The organism is Rhizobium phaseoli, assembly GCF_010668805.1.
In the GTDB taxonomy this organism is placed as follows: domain Bacteria; phylum Pseudomonadota; class Alphaproteobacteria; order Rhizobiales; family Rhizobiaceae; genus Rhizobium; species Rhizobium phaseoli_A.
In genome coordinates, this window is sequence record NZ_WUFT01000120.1 from 1 (window position 1) to 405 (window position 405).

A 405-nucleotide genomic window follows, 5' to 3' on the forward strand; every position below is an offset into this window, starting at 1 on the left:
CTCCAGACGCTGGCCGTGATCGAGGGTGCCGTGGGGCGACGGGGTGAAATAACGCTCTTCGCTGTCGAGCACTTCCAGCGGCTCGACCTGACGCAAGGCGTTGCGCCGATGATCATCGATCACCAGATTCAGCGCAGTGCGATAGAGAAACGCCCGGGGCTGCTCGATGGGCGTGTCGCTGGAGCGTTCCAGTACGCGCACATAAGCGTCATGCACCACATCTTCGGCGACCTGACGGTTGCCGAGCTTGGCGTTCAGGAAACACACCAGCTCGCGATAGTAGTTTTCCAACATGACTCCCGGCCGCTTCGATGCGGATTCGATCCTTGAGCACACTGATCGACGGCCCCGCAAACACGGGTAGCAAGATAGTGGCAACTTGAGGTGCGTAATTTATAGTAATTC

At 58.3% G+C, this 405-nt stretch carries 1 protein-coding gene; it reads right to left on the reverse strand.

Annotated elements, in window-relative coordinates; translation table 11 throughout:
- The coding region (locus GR197_RS31665; protein WP_281409542.1) for a sigma factor at nucleotides 1-291 on the reverse strand (291 nt) is incomplete at its 3' end.
- Nucleotides 292-405 lie beyond the last annotated feature (114 nt).